The organism is Streptosporangium sp. NPDC001681 (assembly GCF_040298085.1).
GTDB lineage: Bacteria > Actinomycetota > Actinomycetes > Streptosporangiales > Streptosporangiaceae > Streptosporangium.
This window is the reverse complement of the sequence record NZ_JBEOZN010000165.1, coordinates 1-19,876: the sequence shown is the minus strand read 5'-3', so window position 1 is coordinate 19,876 and position 19,876 is coordinate 1. Positions and strand designations below refer to the sequence as shown.

Annotated in this window: 16 protein-coding genes and 1 tRNA gene; 4 read left to right on the top strand and 13 right to left on the bottom strand. The window is 70.8% G+C overall.

Going from position 1 to position 19,876, the window contains the following annotated elements; genetic code table 11:
- The 8 genes from ABT130_RS42350 to ABT130_RS42315 form a co-directional block, all read right to left on the bottom strand.
- Positions 1-161: transposase (locus ABT130_RS42350; RefSeq protein WP_350965439.1), on the bottom strand; the 161-nt coding region annotated here is incomplete at its 3' end.
- Between the two features lie 65 nt (positions 162-226).
- Positions 227-892 carry a hypothetical protein gene (locus ABT130_RS42345; RefSeq protein ID WP_350915533.1) on the bottom strand — a complete coding sequence of 222 codons (666 nt, stop codon included), beginning with the start codon at positions 890-892 and terminating at the stop codon, positions 227-229.
- Between the two features lie 14 nt (positions 893-906).
- Positions 907-2,517, bottom strand: coding sequence for an FAD-dependent oxidoreductase (locus ABT130_RS42340; protein ID WP_350965438.1), 1,611 nt, complete (start codon positions 2,515-2,517; stop codon positions 907-909).
- Positions 2,518-3,573, bottom strand: coding sequence for a LacI family DNA-binding transcriptional regulator (locus ABT130_RS42335; RefSeq protein ID WP_350965436.1), 1,056 nt, complete (start codon positions 3,571-3,573; stop codon positions 2,518-2,520).
- Complete coding sequence (locus ABT130_RS42330; RefSeq protein WP_350965434.1) at positions 3,570-5,042, bottom strand: DUF4127 family protein; 1,473 nt, start codon at positions 5,040-5,042, stop codon at positions 3,570-3,572. Before ABT130_RS42330 ends, ABT130_RS42335 begins: the two co-directional genes overlap by 4 nt.
- A 17-nt stretch (positions 5,043-5,059) precedes the next feature.
- Positions 5,060-5,953, bottom strand: a complete 894-nt coding sequence (locus ABT130_RS42325) for a carbohydrate ABC transporter permease (protein ID WP_350915541.1) — start codon at positions 5,951-5,953, stop codon at positions 5,060-5,062.
- The gene (locus tag ABT130_RS42320; protein WP_350965432.1) at positions 5,950-6,897 is read right to left on the bottom strand and encodes a carbohydrate ABC transporter permease; all 948 of its coding nucleotides are present in this window, start codon (positions 6,895-6,897) and stop codon (positions 5,950-5,952) included. Before ABT130_RS42320 ends, ABT130_RS42325 begins: the two co-directional genes overlap by 4 nt.
- 41 nt (positions 6,898-6,938) lie before the next feature.
- Positions 6,939-8,252 carry an ABC transporter substrate-binding protein gene (locus ABT130_RS42315; RefSeq protein ID WP_350965430.1) on the bottom strand — a complete coding sequence of 438 codons (1,314 nt, stop codon included), beginning with the start codon at positions 8,250-8,252 and terminating at the stop codon, positions 6,939-6,941.
- Between the two features lie 223 nt (positions 8,253-8,475).
- Here ABT130_RS42315 and ABT130_RS42310 point away from each other — a divergent pair, with 223 nt between their 5' ends.
- Together ABT130_RS42310 and ABT130_RS42305 are read left to right on the top strand one after the other, a co-directional pair.
- On the top strand, positions 8,476-9,894 hold the full coding sequence (locus ABT130_RS42310; protein ID WP_350965428.1) for a hypothetical protein: 1,419 nt from the start codon (positions 8,476-8,478) through the stop codon (positions 9,892-9,894).
- A gap of 90 nt (positions 9,895-9,984) precedes the next feature.
- Positions 9,985-12,930: a DUF6351 family protein gene (locus tag ABT130_RS42305; protein WP_350965427.1), complete on the top strand. Its 2,946-nt coding sequence runs from the start codon at positions 9,985-9,987 to the stop codon at positions 12,928-12,930.
- Between the two features lie 399 nt (positions 12,931-13,329).
- Here the strand turns inward: ABT130_RS42305 and ABT130_RS42300 are convergent.
- Positions 13,330-13,403 (bottom strand) — tRNA-Ile (locus tag ABT130_RS42300).
- Positions 13,404-13,552: 149 nt separating this feature from the next.
- On the opposite strand from ABT130_RS42300, the gene galK reads away from it, so the two are divergent.
- On the top strand, positions 13,553-14,671 hold the full coding sequence (gene galK, locus ABT130_RS42295) for a galactokinase (RefSeq protein WP_350965425.1): 1,119 nt from the start codon (positions 13,553-13,555) through the stop codon (positions 14,669-14,671).
- A gap of 48 nt (positions 14,672-14,719) precedes the next feature.
- Here galK and ABT130_RS42290 read toward each other — a convergent pair whose 3' ends face one another.
- From ABT130_RS42290 to ABT130_RS42280, 3 genes are all read right to left on the bottom strand, one after another.
- Positions 14,720-15,496 (bottom strand): SDR family NAD(P)-dependent oxidoreductase, encoded by a 777-nt coding sequence (locus ABT130_RS42290; RefSeq protein WP_350965423.1) that lies wholly within the window; start codon positions 15,494-15,496, stop codon positions 14,720-14,722.
- 198 nt (positions 15,497-15,694) lie between these two features.
- Positions 15,695-17,359, bottom strand: coding sequence for a methionine--tRNA ligase (locus ABT130_RS42285; RefSeq protein ID WP_350965421.1), 1,665 nt, complete (start codon positions 17,357-17,359; stop codon positions 15,695-15,697).
- A gap of 115 nt (positions 17,360-17,474) precedes the next feature.
- Positions 17,475-18,047 (bottom strand): MarR family winged helix-turn-helix transcriptional regulator, encoded by a 573-nt coding sequence (locus ABT130_RS42280; protein ID WP_350965419.1) that lies wholly within the window; start codon positions 18,045-18,047, stop codon positions 17,475-17,477.
- A 288-nt stretch (positions 18,048-18,335) separates the two neighbouring features.
- Here ABT130_RS42280 and ABT130_RS42275 point away from each other — a divergent pair, with 288 nt between their 5' ends.
- Positions 18,336-19,592: an MFS transporter gene (locus ABT130_RS42275; protein ID WP_350965417.1), complete on the top strand. Its 1,257-nt coding sequence runs from the start codon at positions 18,336-18,338 to the stop codon at positions 19,590-19,592.
- Here ABT130_RS42275 and ABT130_RS42270 read toward each other — a convergent pair.
- Positions 19,538-19,876, bottom strand: a 339-nt coding sequence (locus ABT130_RS42270; RefSeq protein WP_350965415.1) for an ATP-binding cassette domain-containing protein, incomplete at its 5' end; no start/stop codon positions are given. The two genes, ABT130_RS42275 and ABT130_RS42270, sit on opposite strands and share 55 nt — an antisense overlap.

Genomic DNA, 19,876 nt, shown 5'->3' with positions numbered 1-19,876 from the left:
TCGGCCATCGGCTGCATCGACTTACGGCGACCGTCCAAGAGCAGTCCCCGCAGGTAGGTGATCCCCTTGGCCCGCTGATCCGAGCGGGCCAAGGGGGTGAACACCTCAGCGGCGAACGTCTCCAACCGCCGAAGGATATGAGCGAGCTGTTCGGGGGTCACGCCCGCATCGAACCACCACACGACCAACCCGACCAGCCACAACAGGCTGATCTAACAAAGCACCACTAGAGGGCGGCGGCAACGTACGGCGCGATCCGCGCACCGAACTCCGCCGTGTCGGCGCCCGTCACCACGGCCCCCAGCAGCACCGCGGCCGCGCCCGCCTCCCGGAGGAGCGCGAGGTCGTCCGGGAGCAGCGCGTGCTGGCTCGGCACGATGACGGGGATGTCGACCGCCGACGCCACCGCCTCCAGCCTCGCCAGGGTCGCCAGCGTCAGCGGCGTACCGTACCTCTCGGGTTCGAGCGTGGAGAGTTCGAGCGCCCGGCTCCCCCGCCGTGCCAGGGCCCGCGCCTGGGATGGGCCGTCGCCCGGCCCCAGGGCCACCATGGGCGTCACCGGCCCGCACGCCTCGACGTAGCCCGCGGGCGCGTCGGCGGCGTAGACGTCGAAGTAGTCGAACCCCATCTCCCGCGCCGCGACCATCTCCGCGATCGACACTGATCCGGCCGCGCCGACGACGAGGCCCGTTGGGACGCCGAGCGCGAGAATGCCGCGCAGCCGCTCACGCTCGGTGTCCAGCGGCCCGAAGGCCGTCCCCGAGGCCCGGTGCCGCACGTTCGTGTGCACCTTCAGGCCGTCGGCTCCCGCACGCGACGCCGCTTCCGCGAGAGCGGTCTCATTGCGCGGCAGACTGACCAGGACGGCCAGCCGCGATTCGGGCAAACGCATTCGAGAACCCCGTCTCAGTAGTAGGTGACATTCGGCCAGCCCAGCTCCATGCCTTGACCGGCCATCGATTCCTGGACCTCGGCCAGCAAGCCCGGCGTCGCGGTGACCTGGTGCGGCTCGGTGTCTCGAGCCACGCAGAACGACGCCAGGTGACCGGCCGCCTCGCCCACGGTCCACTCGACCGTGTGGACCCGGTAGCACCCGTTGGTGATGTGCGTGGTGCTGATGTTCTTGCCCGCGGCGATCACGTTCCGCACGCGCTCGGGAACCAGCGCGCGCATCGGGACCTGGAACGGCCAGGCCGGTACGTCGATGTAGTTGTCCCCACCGGTCGAGGGGTGCAGGTCGATCCGGTACGAGCCGATCCCGACGCTGTCGTGGTAGGAGACGGCCCCCTCGGGGCGTACGGCCACCGCGAGGTCCTGCTCCACGATCCGGTACTGCCCGCGGATCCGCCGCGACTCCCTGATGTACGGGCGCATCGCCAGGCCGTCGGCGGTGCCGGTGACGTCGGGACGCAGCCGCAGGCCGGGCCAGCCGGAGCCGCCGTCGGGCCGGGGCGCCTCGGCCTGCAGCCAGTAGAGGAAGCTCAGGCTCTGCGCCCGCGCCGCGGCGGTGTGGGCCGCGTTCTGCTCGGCGGTGCCGCCGATGACCGGCCCGCCCAGGTAGTCGATCATCGGCCAGTTCACGATGGTGATGTCGCTGTTGAACGCACCCGGCCGGAAGTGGTTGCGGGCCAGGATCCGCCGGAACGTCCACAGCTCGTCCGACCCCGGGTCCTTGCTCTGGTCGGCGATGATGCCCGTCGGGTCGTCGTCCGGGTTCGGGGTGAAGACGTAGCGCCGGGGTTCCAGCGTGTGCGGGTGCGGGGCGACCCAGCCGAACTGGGGGCCGTGCCACCACTCGGGAGCCAGCGCCCGCCATGCGGCGTAGTCGTCCGGCTTGTCGATCGTGTGGTTCTCCCCTGCGTGGTGCGAGAGCGCGAAGCACACCGACACCGCCTGCATGTTGTCCGGCCGCGCGGTCGCTGCGGCGTGCGGCTCGCCCGTGTCGGCCTGCGACTCGGCGCCGGTCGCGAACTCGGTGCCGGTGATCGGCAGCACGTCCCCGGCCTCCGTGGCGTCCAGGACGAACCTGGCCGTGACGGTGACGTCGCCGCCCGTCTCCAGGTCGTGGAACCCCATCGCCGTCACGTGGTCGCCGTCGACCTGGGCGGTCGCCGGGACGTGCCGGCGCAGCACGGTGATCTGCCCGGCCGCCTGCCACGGAGCGAGCATGGCCTCGATCACCGCCAGGGCCACCCGCGGCTCGTGGCACAGCGGGCCGACCCGGCCCGCGCCGGGGTTCAGGTGCGGCAGCGACCTCGACGCGGACCGCAGCGGGTACCCGCGCCGGTAGTACTCACGGATGCCGTCGCGTAGCCGCCGGTAGCTCGCGGTGCTTCCGAAGGCCTCGATCCAGGGATGTTCGTCGGGCGGGACGAGCTGCGTCGTGAGCTGCCCGCCCAGCCAGGCCGTCTCCTCGGTGAGCACCACCTGCGCGCCGTTCCCGGCCGCGGCCAGCGCGGCCGCGACGCCGCCCAACCCCCCACCGACCACCAGTACGTCTGCGCGGAACTCGGTCACTCATGATTCCTTTCGATTTGGGCCGCTGGTCTGTCCAGCGACGAAGGTGCATGACAACGCGACGGCCTGCGGCTCGACCTCTTCATCCGACTCGAGCTGCTGGACCAGCAGCTCGACCGCGCGTATCCCCATCTCCCGCCCCGGTATCCGGAAGCAGGTGAGTTCCGGACCTGGTACGTCCTCCGGCGGGTCGCTGAGCGCGGCCACCGAGCACGCGCCGGGCACGTCGACGCCCATCCCGCCGAGGAGGTCGAGCAGCCGGAGCGCGACCACCGACTCGTGGGCGATGAACGCGGTGGCTCCGGCCTCCAGCAGCCGCCGTACCTCCTCGGCCGACGGCCCCTCCTCCTTGCGGACCGGCAGCACGAGCCCGCCGGTGTCGAGCCCGTGCCGGCTCTGGGCGGCCCAGAACCCGGTGTCACGGTCGGCGGACGGTTCACCCGGATCCGCCGCCGTCAGGTAGGCGATGCGCTCGTGCCCGAGGCCCACCAGGTGGTCGACGACCTCCCCGGTCGCAGTCGCGTAGTCCGCGGTGACGTAGGTGATGGGGCCGGGCACGTCACGACGGCCGATCAGCGCGAACCTGAACCCCTCGTCCCGCAGCCGGACGATGTCGTCCCGGTTGGTCTCCTTGCCGAGCAGCACGCACCCGTCGGCGAGCCCCAGCCGGTTGACGCCGTCGCGGTAGATCGACCTGCTGCCGTCCGAGCCGGTGGCGCTGGTGAACATCAGCATGTCGTAGCCGAGCGCCTCAGCCGCGGCCTCGACCCCCACCAGGAACGGGTAGTAGAAGTCGTGATGGTCCATCGGGAACAGCGACTCGAACGTGTAGACACCGATCAGGCGGTTCATCCCGCCGGCCAGGCTGCGCGCCACCGGATCGACGACGTAGCCCAGGGATCGGGCCACCTCGAAGACGTGCTGCCTGGTCTCCGGGGGGATCCGTATGGTGTCCGACTCCCTACCGTTGATCACTATGGAGACCGTGGTCTGCGAGACACCGGCCAGCTTGGCGATGTCGGACTGGCGCGGCCTGCGGCGGGGTGTATCCTTCACCGGCGATCGTTCCCTTCCTCGAGATGCTCCAACTCAAAGGAAATCTCGAACGGACGATCCCACGGGAAGCACACGCTGCCGGGCACAATGCGAAACTTGTCGGCCGGCGGGCCGAGATCCGCGAGCAGATCGCCCAGTTCCCGCTCCACCAGGTCCGGTCGGACGGCCGTCCCGGCGGCGAGAACCCCGCGCCGCGCGGAGGTCTGGTACCCCCAGTCGTCGAGCAGACGATGGGTGAGGGTGCGGGCGTGCTCGGCCAGTTGCCGGTCGTCGGCGGCCAGCAGGCGGCTGCACCCCTGGGCCAGCGCGCTGCCGATCGTGTTGCCCGCGGTGTTCCACGCCGCGTACCCGGCGAGGCGCCGGAGCAAGCCGGCGTCGCGCAACGCCATGACCAGCGCGGGGTCGGCGCCGTTCGCGTCGGCGACGTCCGCCACCGCGACCGGGCGCCCTGCGTCCAGCAGGTCGCGCGCCCGTCCGGCGAGGCACACCGCATCGTCGCCCGGCCGCTCTGGCTGGTCCGGCCCGGAGCACCAGTCGCGCGGGGGTAGGCCCGGAGGGTGCACCGCGAGCACCAGGTCGGCCTGGGCGGCGTCCTCGACCAGGACCGCGCCGATGGCGGCGACCTGGTCGGTGATCGTGTCGCGGACGGCCACGTCCTCGTACGCCGCGATCCGTCCGAGGGCGTCCGGGTCGAGGCAGGCGACGGCCACCCTCGGGCGCAGGCCGGCGTGCTCCAGCGCGGCCCGCGTGGTCAGCACGGCGCCGGCCTCGTCGGCGCCCGGGAGGCAGCTGATCCGGTCGCCCAGGCCGAGGCGGCCGATCCAGGCCTCCAGCCACTCCCGCTCGCTCGTGGACACGCTCTCGACCGTGCTGTCCTCCACCAGGATCGACAGCGTGTCGACGACTCCCTCCGCCACCAGCTCGACGCAGGCCAGTTGCATGGCGTGCAGGCGCATCCGCCGGGTGAAGAAGTCCGCGACGAACGGCTCGGGGATCTCCGCCCTGGCGTGCGCCGCCGCGTCCGGGCGTCCGTGTTCGGCCCGGTAGAGCTCCTCGGACAGGGCGAAGAACCGCCGGCCGTGCCGGTCCCAGTACTCCGGCTCGGCCCCGGCGCCGTCGGACTTCCTGGTCCGCATCAGTGTCACGAAGGCATGGACGGGAAGTTCCGGCCGGCCCGCCCGGATCCGGCGCAGCACGTCCAGGCGGGCCAGCGTCCGGGCCAGCGGCTCGGTGGTGCGCCGCGAGGCGACGAATCCGCCGTGGGCGAGCTGGTTGACGCTGACCACGACGGCGTCGCTGTCGCCGGCGGCATCCTCCAGCCACCGGGCCGTGCCGTCCATGTCCGCGGGTACGCCACGTGCCGGCAGGAGCCCGGCCGGCGGGAGCCGCAGCCGGGTTCCGGCGGTGCCGGCCAGCCCGGCGACGTGGCCGGTGTTCACCGGCCGGTCGTCGAGCGGGAGCAGCGTCACGACTGGTCTGCTGTGACTCACCCCTTCACCCCTCCCGCTCCCAGCCCCTGCACGAAGTGCCGCTGACCCGCGACGAAGATCACCAGGACGGGCACGATCGCGAGGAACGTCCCGGCCATCAGCGGGCCGTACTGGGTCACGCCGCTGCCCGCGAACGAGCTGAGCGCCAGCGGCAGCGTCTGCATCTGCGGCGACGACACCGCCACCAGCGGCCACAGGAAGTCCTCCCAGGCGCCGGTGAAGGAGAGGATGGCGATGGTGGCGACGATCGGCCGGGCCAGCGGCATGTAGATCTGCCAGAAGATGCGCAGTTCTCCGGCGCCGTCCAGCCGGCCGGCCTCCGCCAGCTCGCCCGGCATGTCGAGGAAGTACTGCCGGGCGAGGTAGATGTTCAGCGGCTGCACCAGCATCGGCAGCACGAGCCCGATGTGCGAGTCCAGCAGCCCGGTGCCGCCCTGGCCGAACAGGTCGTTGCCGCCGGCCAGCGGGAAGCCCTTGACGATGAGGAACAGCGGGATCAGCTGCACGATGGACGGCACCATGGCGCTGCCCAGCACCGTGGTGAACAGCAGGCGCGACCCGCGGAAGTCGATCCGCGCCAGGGCGTAGCCCGCCGCCGTCGCCGCGACGCAGTTCCCCGCGACCGTGAGCGTCGCCACGATCAGGCTGTTGGCCATCGCCCCGGGGATGTTCGTGGAGTTCCAGACGTACGCGAAGTTGTCCAGCGTCGGCTGGTCGGGCAGCAGCTTCGGCGGGTAGCTGAACACCTCGGTCTTCGGCTTGAAGGCCAGCGACACCATCCAGACGAATGGCATCGCCACCAGCAGGGTGACCACCCCGGCGAGGAGCGTCCTGCGCCGGCCGGTCCCGCCGGTACCCGGTCGTGCCGTCCGGGCCGTTCGCACGTTCACCGCCGGCCTCCTCTCGCCATCGTGCGGATGCTGAGGTAGGCGAGGCCGAAGATCAGGCAGAACAGCAGGAACGCCATGGCGCTCGCATTGCCGAGCCGGTAGTGCTCGAAGGCCTCGTTGTAGATCAGCATGTTCAGGACGGTCGTGGAGGACAGCGGACCTCCGGAGGTCAGGACGTAGATCTCGGAGAAGGACTGGGCGAGGTAGATGAGGTCGACCACGACCACGTACGTCGTGATCGGCACGAGCAGCGGCAGGATCACGTGCCGCAGCGTCCGCCAGCGCCCGCAGCCGTCCACGGACGCGGCCTCCAGCAGCGAGACCGGGACCGCCTGGAGCCCCGCCAGGAAAATGATCATGCTGCCTCCGAGCGCCTTCCAGGCCCGCATCCCGATCAGCGACACCAGGGCGGTGTCCTCGTCGGTGAGGAAGTTCACCGGTGGCAGCCCGACCAGATCCAGCAGGTAGTTGAACAGCCCGTCGTGGGAGTACAGCCACAGCCAGATCATGCTCACCGCCACCAGCGGCACCACCCGCGGCAGGTAGAGCACCGCACGGAACAGAGCCACACCCGGAAACCGGCCGTTGACCAGGAGCGCCAGGGCGAGGGCCGCCGGCACGGCCAGGATCAGCGTGCCGAAGGAGTACTGGACGGTGATCCAGATGGCGTGCCAGAACTCGCCGGACTGGAGCACGGCGAGGTAGCCGTCCAGGCCGTGGAACCTGGGCCCGCCGCGTTCGACGGGGTTGTACGAGGTCAGGCTCAGGTAGAAGCCGTACCCGATCGGGATGATCGTGACCAGCGACAGCGCGAGGGCGGCGGGCAGGACCAGGATCCAGCCCGCTCTGCGCTGGGCCGAGTGGAGCGGGCTCCGCCTCGGCCGGCGTACCGCCACGGGATCGGGCCTGGGGGACGTTCCCGGCGGCCGGGTCTCAGTCACCATGATGTAGCTTCATCCGTTCGAGATCCGTTCGAGTCGGCCGATCAGTTCTGCTTCGCCAGGCCCGCGGCCTTCGACGCCGCGCGGTCGAGCGCCTCACCGGCGGACGCCTTGCCGCGCAGCGCGGCCTCGATCTCCTTGGCCAGCACCTCGCGCTGTTGCGTCCACGTCTCGACGTTGGGGTTCCCGCGGAACTGGGCGGCGGCGTCCATGTAGGGCTTGATGTACGGCTGGGCGGAGAGCTCGGGGTCGGCGGCCAGGGAGGCGCGCGCCGGGATGCCGCCGACGGCCTGGACGTACGCCTTGGCGTTCGCCGGCTTGAGCAGGAACTCGATGAACTCCCACGCCTGGTCCTTGTGGCCGGAGTCGGCGCTGATGAACAGCCCGTTGCCGGCTCCGCCGAACGACGCCGCGGTGGTGTCCTTCAGCGGCGGGGCCAGCTTGATCTTCGCGGCGATGTCGGGAGACTGCTCGTGGATGCTCTTGAGCGTCGCCTCGTCGATCACGGCCATGGCCGCACGTCCGGTGACCAGCGGGTGCTGTGCCCCCGCCCCGCTCGTCGCCTCGCCCAGGCCGGTGGCCACCGCCTTCGGGCCGTTGTAGAAGTCGGCGAGGAACCCGAGCGCGCGCTTGCCCGCCTCGGAGTTCCAGGTGATCTTCGTGCTGCCCTCGTCGACGAAGGTCCCGCCGGCCTGGAACAGGAAGCTGCCGAACGCCTGCGACATGCTCGTCGGGTCGTCGGCGGGGAAGATCACGCCGGAGCGGGTGATGGAGTCGCCGTCGCGGACGACGAGCCGGTCCGCCGCTGAGCGCAGGTCCTGCCACGTCGCGGGCGGGGAGGCCGGGTCGAGGCCCGCCTCCTGGAACAGGTCGGTGCGGTAGGCGAGCAGGTGGCCGAAGCCGCGCAGCGGCATGATGATCTGCTTGCCGCCCACCTTGCCCTGGTCGAGGAACGTCAGGTCCGCCACGTCCGTGGCGGGCATCTTGGCGAGGTAGTCGTCCAGCGCGATCACTCGGCTATTGGCGGCGTATCCGGCCGCCGCGGCGTTGCCGTGCCCGAAGACGTCAGGCGCGGTACCGCCGGCGAAGGCGGTCGACAGCCGCGTGGCCAGGTTGGCCCAGTCGACGAACTCGACCTGGACGTCGACCTTGTGCTCCGCCTCGAACGCGGGGACCAGTTTCTCGTTCACCCAGGAGACCTCCTCGGCGAGATTGCCGGGGAACCAGACCCGCAGAGTGCTCGCGTCATCGCCGGAGCCACCACTGCCGGCGGCGGTGCCGCCGCCGCATCCGCTCAGAACCATAACCGCGATGAGACCGGCCGCCAGGCGCGATGCGCCACGCAGCTTTGTGATCATCTGTACCTCCTCAGGGGCTGCACCCAGCTCGATAATGCGCATCATCTTGGTGGTGATGCGCATTATCAGTCAAGACCAGATCTTGACAGCTGGACGATCAGGTCGAAACACTGGCCGAACTTACAGCCGCGATAATGCGCAACACCAGAAGAGGAGGGACCATCCCGTGGTTCCCGCTCGCCGAGCAGTTCACTCGGACAAAACGCACGCGACTCCCCACACCATGACAAACCGCCGACGCCGTAGCGCCCGGCTGTGGTGGGTGAGCCTCACGGCGGTGGCACTGCTCGCCCCCGCCTCCGCGGCCGGCGCGTCGTCCCTCGGGCACAACCCGCCCCACCCCGGCGGCGCCCCCGTGGGCATCAGCAACATGGTGGGAACGCCGATCCCCCCACACGCCAAGCCGGAGAACAATCCGCGCTTCGTCGCGCAGTTCCACGTCGAGATCGACAACTCCACCGGCGGCGCCATCGAGCACGTCGCGCTGGACGGCACACGGACGGTGCTCGGACACGTGCAGCGGCCGGCGACCGCCACCGTCAAGGCCAACGACGGTTTCTGGGCGTCGAAGTACTCGCGTGCCGTCGACGGCACCGCGGGACACCTGCTCGCCACGTCGGTCTACGTGCTGCGCTCCAAGGTCTGGCCGGAGGAGAGCTACGACCCGCTGCGCTACGAGAACTTCGACCCGGCCACCGGCGAGCGCGACTGGACCACCAGCCTGCTCAACATCCGTCCCGACCGGTTCATCGGCGCCGACTGGGGCAACTGGCTGGCCGACACCATCTACACCGACATCCCGGGCGGCTCGGGGATCTTCGGTGGGAAGAGCTCGCTGCCCACCGGCGCACCGCTGTCCTACTTCGACGAGGCGAAGCAGGCCTGGCTCCCCATCGCCGAGCACTTCCGCGCCAACCCGGACGCGGCGCCCCCGCAGAAGCTGCGCTTCACCGCCTACCAGCCCCTGGTGCGCAACGCCTCGCCGACCTACCTCGAGTTCGAGAACTGGGCCGCGGGCGACACGGTCGCGGGGAAGACGCACAAGAAGAACGGCGGGATCTACGTCGGCTACGCCCGGGGTGAGAAGCGCCGGGTCGCCGACGTCGTCCAGCGGGTCCAGGGCACCGGGCGCTTCGGCGGCACGGAGTTCGCCCACATCGGCCAGATGGACACCAACCACCCCGGCGCGCTGACCTTCTCGACCTCGCCGTTCGTGGGGTTCAGCTGGGACGAGAACGTCCGCGGCGGCTTCCAGATCGTCCCCGCGAACCACGTGAAGTTCCTCAGCAACGACCTCAACCAGAACTCGTTCATGGGCCGGCCCCAGTGGCTCATCGTCGGCCCGGTCGGCGCCGACCCGAAGCGGCTGACCGACGAGCGGTACATCATCGACGGCAAGACCTCGTTCTCCCCCGGCTGGGAGGCGATCGCGCCGGTGTTCGGCATGTACGCCCGGACCACGTTCGACCCGGCCAAACTCGACGAGTCCACCTACTTCGAGGTCTCCTACGACTACGGCAAGACCTGGCAGCTAAGCCCGGAGTTCACCGGAGTGCACGCCCCCAACACCTGCCAGGCGGCGAACTGCCCGCAGAACTGGACCAACATCCGGGTCCACCTCGTCTACCCCGAAGGCCCCTGAGCGATCGCCGACCCGCCGACCACGCGGTCGGCGGGCCGGCGCCGCCCACCCGGACCACCCCCCATCCCCACCCCCAGACGAGGAGACGTCGTGTCCGCGAGGATGCACCTGAGGTCCTCGGTCATCGCGCTGCTGACCACCGCCCTGCTGGCAGCGGGCCATCTGGCTGCCGCACCGCTGTCGGCCGAGACCACCACGCAGAACTCCGCCCAGGCATCGGACATCGAATGCACCGGCCATCGGGCGATGGGGGCGACCGTCACGGCGTCCTCGACCTTCAGCTCCAGTTACGGCGCGAAGAACGCCGTCGACGGCCTGTGCGCGGAGTCCTCCCGCTGGATGTCGTCGGCGAGCGAAGCCACCCCCACGCTGACGATCAAGTTCCCGGCCAAGACCCGGGTCGGCACGGTCGGGATCTACAGCGGTTCCGGCTGGCCCAACCCCTTCGCCGACACGGTCCTGGTGGACTTCACCGTCGAAGCCCAGACCGATGACGGCTGGGTGACCGTCGGAACTGCGGTCGACAACACCAAGCCGGTGGTCACGTTCAGCACCGACCTCGTGACCGACACGCTCCGCCTGGTGATCACGAAGAAGTCGCGGCACAGCACGAACGCGGCCCGCCTGTACGAGGTAGTCGTCCGGGCACCTGGTGAGGGACCGCCCACGCCGCACCCCACCGCCGCCGACGACTTCCGCACCGTCATGGAGGGGACCGAGCTGGTGGCCGACGCGCCCGGCGTGCTCGGCAACGACAGCTTCCCCGACGACGTCACGCCCGCGGTGGCGGCGTGGTCCGAGCCGGCCCACGGCACCCTGACGACGTCCGCGGACGGGTCGTTCCGCTACACCCCCGACCGCGGGTACGTCGGCGTTGACACGTTCACCTACGGGGTCGGCGACGACTCCGAGCGCTCGACCGCGACCGTCACGGTCACCGTGACCGCCAAGCCGGACGAGTCGGGGCCGGACGAGCTCCGGATCTCCGCGATCTCCGGCCGGGCCGACATGGCGACCGGAGGCGACTCGCTGCTCCGGATCGAGCTGCCCCGCGCCGTCCCGCGCGAGAGTCTCCAGGTGACGTTGAACGGCCGGACCGACGTCACGTCGGCCTTCCAGACCGGGCCGGGCACCGGCGAGCTCGTCGGGCTGGTGACCGGGCTGCGTGAGGGCAAGAACACGGTCGAGGTCACCGCGCAGGCGCCCCACCGGCCGCGCGCCTCGATCACGCTGGTCAACTACCCCGCGCAGGGCCCGGTGTTCTCCGGCCCGCACGAGCAGCCGTTCGCCTGCGAGACTGCGGCGTTCGCGATCCCGGTGATCGGCGGCAGGCTCGGCGAGCCGCTCGACGCGAACTGCACGATCGCCCCCCGGGTCGACTACTTCTACCGGACCACCGCCGACGCGTACAAGCGCTGGCCGGCCGGCGCCACCGCCTACCCCACCGACCTGGCCACCACGATGAACTCGCTCGGCGTCTTGACCAAGTTCATCGTCCGGATGGAGACGGCCACCGCCAACCGTGCGGTGGTCCAGATGAGCATGCTGCACGACCCGCTGGCCGAGCCCGCGCCGTCCCCCACGGTGCGTCCCGCCGGTTGGAACGGCCGGGCCGTGTTCACCCTCGGCGGCGGCTGCGCGGGCGGGTGGTACCGGTCGGGCAGCGGCACCGGCACCGTCACCGACGCGTTCATGCTCGGCCGCGGGTTCGCGCTGATGTCGTCCTCGCTGAATGTCTTCGGCAGCAACTGCAACGACGTCACGGCGGCCGAGTCGGCGATGATGACGAAGGAGCTGTTCGTCGAGAGGCACGGGCCGATCGAGCACACGATCGGCTACGGCTGCTCGGGCGGGTCGTACCAGGCCCACCAGATCGCCGACAACTACCCGGGCATCTTCGACGGCATCGTCGTCGGCTGCTCGTTCCCCGAGGTCGGCATCAGCACGGTCAACTTCCTCACCGACGCGCGGCTGCTCAACACCTACTTCACCTCCGGCACGATGGTTCCGTGGACGGACGAGCAGAAGCGCCGGGCCTCCGGCTTCGCAACCGCGGCCATGGTGTCCGCCATGTCGCGGGGCGCCAACCGGATCGACCCGCGGCTGGACTGCGACATCGTCCCCGAGCAGCAGCGCTACAACCCGATCTCCAACCCGACCGGCGTCCGCTGCGGCGTCTACGACCACACGATCAACATCTACGGCGCCGACCCGGCCACCGGCTTCGCCCGCAGGCCGCTGGACAACGTCGGCATCCAGTACGGGCTCGGCGCCCTGAAGGATGGCAACATCACGCCGGAGCAGTTCCTCGACCTCAACGAGCACATCGGCGGCCTCGACGCCGACGCAAACGTCGTGCCGCGGCGGACCGAGGCCGACCCGAAGGCGACCAAGATCGCCTACCGCACCGGGCGGGTGATCAGCGGCGGTCGCGGGCTGGCCCGGACGCCGATCATCGACTACCGCTCGTACTGGGACGACGTGTCCTGGGGCGACATCCACGTCCGCTACCACACCTTCTCCATGCGGGAACGGCTGAAGGAGGCCAACGGCACCGCGGCCAACCACGTCAGCCTGCTGGAGGACGCCCGATACGGGCTGTTCAGCACCGAGAGCTCGCTGGTACGGCACGCGGTGACCCAGATGGATCACTGGCTGACGAACCTCGCCGGCGTCCGCCCCGGCGGCAAGCCGATCGAGCGGATCACCACCGCGCGGCCGAACACCCTGGTCGAGGGCTGCAACACCCGCGACGAGAAGCCGCGGTTCGTGGCCGAGACACTCGAGCGCGATCCGGCGAGCGAGTGCGAGCGGCTGTACCCGACCGCGTCCTTCCCCCGGGAGGTGGCGGGAGAGGACGTCACCGCCGACATCATCACGTGCCGGCTGACCCAGCCGAAGCGCGACGATTACGCGGCGCAGTGGACCGACGAGCAGTGGGAACGGCTGCGGACGACCTTCCCTCAGGGGGTGTGCGACTACTCCAAGCCCGGGGTGTCCCAGCAGCGCACGAAGAACACCTGGCAGCGCTTCTGATGGTCCCGACGGCCGCGCAAGGCCCGCATAGGCCCGCATAGGCCCATATAGATCTGCATGGTTCTACATAGGTCCAGGTCACCTGGCAGGGCGAGTGGCGGAGCACATCGGTGCTCCGCCACTCGCTTGTTCCGGGGAGGCGTTCCGGGGAGCGGAGGGCACGCCGGGTTGCGTCCGTGAACGCAACCCTAAAGATCTACGCAAAGTGCATCGTCAGCCAGGACGAGACCGCCGAGCGCCGGATCTCCGAAGCGCTCGGTGAAGCCTGACGATCTCCCTGGAACTTCGGCACGGCCAGCCGCAAACGATCAGTGACAGCCGTGGACAGCCGGACACGACGAAAGCGCCCTAGACTGCAAATAGGCAGGTCAGGGGCGCTTTCTTCATGATCACAAGGGGTAGGGCGGGCGGGACTCGAACCCGCGACCCAGGGATTATGAGTCCCCTGCTCTAACCGGCTGAGCTACCGCCCCTCGTGCACGCCGTACTGCGGCATTCAACCAAACGTGGGCGCTGTTCGCACACTTGCCGGGCGGGACGGGTTCAAGATGTGACCTTTGGCGGAGCCTGGTTCCAGGGACTCGCTACCCTAACGGTGGACCTTGTTGAGGAGTGTTGGATCATGCGCGTTGTTGAAGCTTTCCGGGAGTCGTACGGAACGGAGCCTGCCGGGGTGTGGTACGCGCCGGGGCGGGTCAACCTGATCGGGGAGCATACCGACTACAACGACGGATTCGTGCTGCCGTTCGCGGTGCCGTGGGGGGTGACCGCGGCGGTCTCGCCGCGCGAGGACGAGGTGATCCGGCTGAGGTCGTTGCAGGTGGACGAGCCGGTCACGCTCGCGACGCTCGACCAGGCCGAGGGCTGGACCCGCTACGTGGCCGGGATGTTCTGGGTGCTCCGCGGGGCCGGGCACCCGGTCGGGGGCGCGGACGTGGTGATCGACGGGGATGTGCCCCAGGGAGCGGGGCTGTCGTCGAGCGCGGCGCTTGAGGTGGTCGTCGGTACGGCGCTGAACGAGCTGTACGAGCTCGGCCTCACCAAGATGGAGATCGCGCTGGGCGCACAGAAGGCCGAGAACGACTTCGTGGGCATGCCGTGCGGGATCATGGACCAGGCGGCCTCGGCCCTCGCGGAGGAGGGGAAGGCCCTGTTCATGGACTGCCGGAGCCTCAGCACCAGGAGCATCCCGTTCGACCTGGCGAGCCACGGCCTCCAGTTGCTCATCATCAACACCGGGGTGCGCCACGAGCTCGCCGACGGGAAGTACGCCCGCCGCCGCCGTGACTGCGAGAACGCCGCGAAGTATCTGGGCCTCGACGCGCTGCGCGACGTCACCGACCTGGGTGGCGCCCTCGCCAGGCTGAGCGGCGACGAGCGCAGGCGCACCCAGCACGTGGTGACGGAGAACCACCGGGTCGAGGCGGTGATCGGGCTGCTGCGGGCCGGAGCGGTACGGGAGATCGGTGCCCTGCTGAACGCCTCCCACCTGTCGCTGCGCGACCAGTTCGAGGTGTCCTGCGCCGAGCTGGACGTGGCCGTGGAGTCGGCGGTCAGGGGCGGTGCCCGGGGGGCGCGGATGACCGGCGGCGGGTTCGGCGGCTCGGCGATCGCACTGGTCACCGACGAGCGGGTGGAGTCCGTACGGGAGGCCGTTACCCGGGCCTACGCCGAGCGTGGCTGGGCCGCACCGGAGATCTACCCGGCGACCCCGGCGGCGGGAGCACGGCGACTGGCCTGAGCGATCCACCCGGCCGGCCCCGACGCGATGGGGCATCACGCTCCGTGCTCATCCAGATGACTCGGGATCGCGGGCGAGCACCGACCGCCCGCCGTCGACGGGCACGGTCGCACCGGTGATGAAGCCGGCGTCGTCGGAGAGCAGGTGGACGATCGCGGCCGCGACCTCCCGGGCTCGCGCCACCCGGCCCAGCGGGTGCAGGAGCGCCATCTCCCGCTCGATGCGGGCGACGACATCGGGTCTCTGGGAACCGAGGAACTCCGCATAGCGCTCGGTTTCCACCGAGCCCGGCGCCACGGCGTTGACCCGGATGCCGCGCGGCCCGTACTCGACCGCGAGCGCACGGGTCATCCCCTCGATGGCCGCCTTGGCCGTCACGTACGGCAGGCAGCCCCTGACCGCCTGCCGCGCCTGGTGCGAGGAGAGGTTGACGATCGCCCCCGGCGTGCCCGTCGCGAGGAAGCGGCGGATCGCGGTCGCACACCCGACGAGGGCGACGTTGAGGTTCAGCGTGATGAGATCCAGCACCTCTCCGGTGGTGGCGGAGTGGATGGAGGCGTCCCGGAACACGGCGGCGTTGTTGACCCAGCCGGCGAGCGGGCCCGCGGCCTGGGCGGCATCGGCGGCCCGCTCCGCCACGGTCTCGTCGGCGGCGTCACCGACGACGCCGACCGCGCGCGGGCCGGCACCATGACCGTCCAGCCAGGCCAGCGCCGCCGGGTCGCGCTCGATGACGACCACGGCGCCTCCGTCGCCGAGGAGACGCTCGACCACGGCTCTGCCGATGCCGTTGCCTCCTCCTGTCACCACATACGAACGACTCACGCTCTCTCCTTTCCGCTGCCGTGTCCCTGCTCGCCGAAAAGGCCCGTACCCCGTCGCGTAGACCGCACCTTCTTTTCGAACGGCCCCATGAGAACCGGTGCCGAGAACTTCGGGATCACGCGGCGTACGGCGGCCGCCGCGCGGGCCGAGAAGATCGTCGGTGGCGTTTCTCCCCGCGAGCGGCTTCCGAAACCCGCTTCACCCGCCGGATTTCCTCGCGGTGACGGTGTTCGAGTGCGGTGCGGACACGGATGACGTCAGCCGCGCGTCCTCGCTCCGCTGTTCCGCACGGGCCGGGGCGGGACCCCGAGGGCGGTGGTGAGGAAAGAGCGGGACCGGATCGGCAAGCCGCTCTCCCCGGCACTGGCCGGCGATCCGCGCCGAGGCGTCCGGGAGGAAGGGGGCCAGCAGGTCCGCCAGTTCCCTGCAGGTGGCGACCAGGGTGCCGAGGACCGCATCGAGCCGGGGCGAGCCCTCACGGGCGAGGCGCCACGGCTCGGTGCGGTTGACGTACCGGTTGGCCTCCTCGGCGACCGCGTAGACGGCGGCGGTGGCCGCGCGGAAGTCGAACGCCTCCAGGGCCTCGGTCATCACGCCTCGGGCCTGACCTCTGACCTCGTCCAGAGCCGTCTCACGCTCTTCGGGCACGATCCCGTCCCGGTAGCGGTGGACCATGCTGACCACCCGGTTGACGAGGTTGCCCAGCCCGTCGGCCAGCTCGCCGTCGTGGCGGGCGATGAGCCGCCTCGCGGTGAAGTCGACGTCGCCGACCCTGGGCACCTCCCGCAGCAGCCACCACCTGACCGCGTCCACACCGTACGCCTCGACGAGCCCGATCGGGTCGACGGCCGAGAGATCGGTTCCCGCGAAGCCGCCACCGGGGCGGCCGGAGACATCGAGGCCTCCCGAAGCGCCGGAACCGCCGGAGACGTCGAGGACTCCGGTGGCGGCGCCCACACCGCCGGAGAGGGTCGATTTGCTGATCTTCCGGCCGTCCACGGTCAGGTAGTCGTGGACCAGGATGTCCGTCGGCGGCGACTCCCCCGCCGACAGCAGCATCGCCGGCCAGTAGACCGCGTGGAAGCGCAGGACGCCCTTGCCGAGCACGTGGATCCGCCGGTCGGCGCCGGACCACCAGTCGTCGTGCTCTCCCTTCGCGTAGTCCAGCGCGGTCAGGTAGTTGCCGAGCGCGTCCCACCACACGTAGATCACCTGTCCGGGATCGCCCGGCACCGGGATGCCCCAGCCGCGTGCCCGCGCCTGGGAGCGGGAGACGCTGAAGTCGGACAGCCCTGCGGCGATGAAGGCCAGGATCTCGTTGCGGCGCTCGGCGGGCTCGACGCGAATGCGGCCGCTGTCGATCAGGCCGTACAGCTCGTCGCGGTAGCGGGACAGGCGGAAGAACCAGTTCTCCTCGGACACGCGCTGGAGCGGGGCGTCGTGCTCGGGGCACTGCTCGTCGGACGGATAGAACTGCTCGCAGCCGACGCAGTAGAGGCCCTCGTAGTGCCTGCGGTACAGGTCGGCGGAGCAGGCCCGCCAGAACCGCTCGACACCGGGCCGGTGCCGGGGGTCGGCGCTGGTACGGATGAAGTCGTCGTAGGAGAGCGAGAGCGGTCCCGCCAGCCGGGCGAACTCGGCGGCGTTGCGGTCGACGAGATCCCGTACGGCGATCCCCTCGGCCTCGGCGGCCCGCACGTTCTTGAGCGAGTTGTCGTCGGTGCCCGTCTGGAACCTGACCTCGTCGCCGAGCAGGCGGTGGTGCCTGGCGAGCACGTCCGCCTGGACGAGTTCCAGGGCAAAGCCCAGGTGGGGACGGGCGTTGACGTACGGGATGGTCGTGGTGAGCAGGATTCGGGACATCGGAACCTCCGCTGGAGCCCGAAAACAGATCAAGGCCCCGTTTCAGGGCCTCAAGAAGACGTCAGGTGACCCCGGCTGCGGGGGAGAGCATCACCAAGAAGGTCATGCTCTCATGCTAACCACCCGTTCCCCGGTTCGACATGCGGTTTTCCGCGTCCGGGCCTGACGGCCAGCCGGGCATCAGCGGCGGCCCGCCCGCCTCCGCCGCGCGGACCATCCGGCGCAGGAGGTCGTCGAGGAGCTCACGGTCGCCGGGGTCGAGCGGGGCGAGCAGGTCCTGCTCCTCCAGGCCGCTGTCGTCCATCCGCTCCTGCCAGATCGCACGCCCGGCCGGGGTCAGTGCGACGAGCAGGCGGCGGCGGTCGCCGGGGTCGTGCACGCGGTCGACGTATCCGGCCTGCTCCAGCCGGTCGAGCCGGTTGGTCATCGTGGCCGGGTGGGTGTCGAGCCACTCGGCCAGCAGCGACGGGGTCGCCCGGTAGGGCGGCCCTGCCGCGACCAGGTGGTGCAGGACCTGGAACTCCCAGTGCTTGAGTCCTCCGGCGGCCAGCCAGCTGTCCTTGTTGCGCCTGAGCAGCCGCACGATCATCTGCATCCGTGTGAAGATCCCCTCGATCTGCGGGTCGAGGTCGGGCAGCTCCCGGGACCAGTGCGCGATGTGCCGGTCGACGGAGTCAGGCTCTGACATGCCCACAGGGTAACGCGGCCCTCGTCGCGGCGGCCGGCCTCGGCCCCGGCGGCACCCCGAACCGGTACCCCGCGCCGCCGAGGCGGTCGCCCGCGGCTCTGACGGGCCGGTGCACCAATGCCCCCTTGTCATCACGGCTGTCATCACGGCGTCATCACGGTGGACACCCGCGCCCCCTCGCCGCCGCGATGCCGGGCACCGTCCCGGTCACCCTCGGGTGACACGGCGCTCCATCGGGTCATCATTTATACGGATGCATATATTTTGATTTCGTAGTAATTTCGCCCCATGACCCCCCTGCGAGACTCCTGGGTCCCCTTACGGGACCCCCGCTTCCGCCTGCTGTGGGCCGGCCAGACCCTGTCGAGTCTCGGCGACTCCGTCACCTCGGTGGCCCTCGCGCTGGCGATCGTCACCGCGACCGGCTCGGTCACCGACCTCGGGGTGGTACTGGCCGCCCAGTCGATCGCCATGGTGGCGCTGATGCTGCCCGGCGGCGTCTGGGCCGACCGGCTGCCGCGCCGTCGCGTGATGATCGGCGCGGACCTGGTCCGCGGCCTCGCCCACGCCGTCATGGGCGTCGAGCTGGTCACCGGCACCGTCGACATCGTCCACCTGGCGGCACTGGCCGCGGTCTCCGGCGCCGGTTCCGCGTTCTTCCTGCCCGCCACGACCGGTCTGGTGCCCGCCACCGTGGCGGCCGAGCACCTCCCCGGGGCCAACGCGCTCATGGCGATCGCCCAGCGCGGGTCCGTACTGCTCGGCCCGGGGATCGCCACCGCCCTCGCGCTGACCGCCGGCCCCGGCTGGGCACTGCTGCTGGACGCCGCGACCTTCACCGCCAGCGCGGTGCTGCTCGGCCGCCTCCGGCTCGGGCCGATCCCGCCCGTGCCGCACGAGCGGTTCCTCAGGCAGCTCGCCGAGGGTTGGGCGCTGCTGCGCAGCCACCGGTGGTACTGGACGAACCTCATCGGCCACTCGCTGTGGAACCTGGCCCGCTGCGCCATGATCACGATCGGGCCGGTGATCGCCGTCACGAGCCTCGGCGGTGAGCTCGCCTGGGGCACGATCGTGCAGGGCGGCACGGTCGGCGCCCTCTGCGGCGCGCTGCTGGCACTCCGGGCGAGGCCCCGACGCCCCCTGGTAGTGGCCAACATCGCGCTCGCGCTCGGCGCGCTCCCGCTGACCCTGCTCGCCGCCGGCGCGCCCGCGCTCGCCGTCGCGGCGGCCTTCGGGCTGGCGACCGGCGGCCTGGCGTTCATGTCCCCGCTCTGGGAGACCGCCGTGCAGGAACACATCCCCGCCGAGGCGATCTCACGGGTGTCCGCCTACGACTGGCTGCTCTCCCTCGGGCTGACGCCCCTCGGTATGGCCCTGGCCGGACCGCTGGCCGGCGCGGCGGGCGCGACGGCCACCCTCTACGGGGCGGCGGCGCTGCTGGCCGTCTCCTGCCTGGGCGTCCTGCTCCTACCCGACGTCCGCGCTCTCGGTCAGGGCCCCGCGGAGACCAGTTTGGGCACCGCGCCGAGCAGCTCGCGGGTGTAGTCGTGCTCGGGCAGGAAGAACACCTCATCCACGTACCCCTCCTCCACGACCCGCCCGGCGCGCATGACCAGCACCCGGTCCGCGACGTGGTGGACCACCCCCAGGTCGTGCGAGATGAAGATCATCGCGGTCCCGTCCGCCGCCTGGATCTCCGCGAGCAGGTCGAGCACCTGGGCCTGGATCGACACGTCCAGCGCGGAGACCGGCTCGTCGCAGACGAGCACGTCCGGGCGGGTGGCCAGCGCCCTGGCGATGGCCACCCGCTGGCGCTGGCCGCCCGACAG